Origin of the sequence: Bradyrhizobium sp. PRIMUS42 (assembly GCF_023006515.1) — a bacterium.
Taxonomy (GTDB): Bacteria; Pseudomonadota; Alphaproteobacteria; order Rhizobiales; family Xanthobacteraceae; genus Bradyrhizobium.
Map to the genome: position 1 here is coordinate 1 of NZ_JALBGZ010001424.1, position 674 is coordinate 674.

The 674-nt window shown below is 66.0% G+C and carries 1 protein-coding gene and 1 pseudogene; one reads left to right on the forward strand and one right to left on the reverse strand.

The window, feature by feature from the left end; all coding sequences use genetic code 11:
- Positions 1-405 (reverse strand): amidase family protein (locus MOV75_RS40815; protein ID WP_247008516.1); only part of this gene is annotated, 405 nt, incomplete at its 3' end.
- Between the two features lie 91 nt (positions 406-496).
- Here MOV75_RS40815 and MOV75_RS40820 point away from each other — a divergent pair.
- Positions 497-674 (forward strand): annotated as a pseudogene (locus MOV75_RS40820) (DNA-protecting protein DprA); the annotation flags it as partial.

Sequence of the window (674 nt, forward strand, 5' to 3'; positions counted from 1 at the left end):
CGAACCCGCGGACGAGCCGCCCGGCGAATGGCCGAGATTGTGCGGATTGAGCGTCGGCGTCGGATCGCGCGAGGCGAACGCGGTCGTCGTGGTCTTGCCGATGATGGTGGCTCCCGCCCGCTTCAGCATCATCACCACAGGCGCGTCCGAGCGCGGCTGCCAGCCGCGATAGATCTCCGAGCCCATCTCGGTCGGCATATTGGCGGTGTCGATGATGTCCTTGATGCCGACCGCAATGCCGCGTAGCGGACCCGAGGCTTGCGCTCTTGCCGACTTGTCGTGGCGGACGAAGGCGCGGACGTCCTTCTCTTTGGACTCGATCACCGCGTGCGATTGCGCGATGGCGGCATCTGGCGACAACTCGCCGGCTTCGATGCGGCGCTGGAGATCGGCGAGTGAGATCATGGCAACGTCCTTCTTATTGGGATCGCTTTTAGCATCGGGGCGAAGTCGCGCAAGCGCACGTCCCTGTTGCGCAACGCCCTCAGGTTGTTCCATGCTGCGCCTGCAAGGAGACGCCGTGGACGCCATCAATCCGAGCGTGGAGCTGACCGAGGCCGAGCGGATCGACCGCCTGCGGCTGATCCGCTCCGACAATGTCGGGCCGCGCACCTTCCGCTCGCTGGTCGATCATTTCGGCACCGCGCGCGCCGCGCTGGAGCGGCTGCCGGATT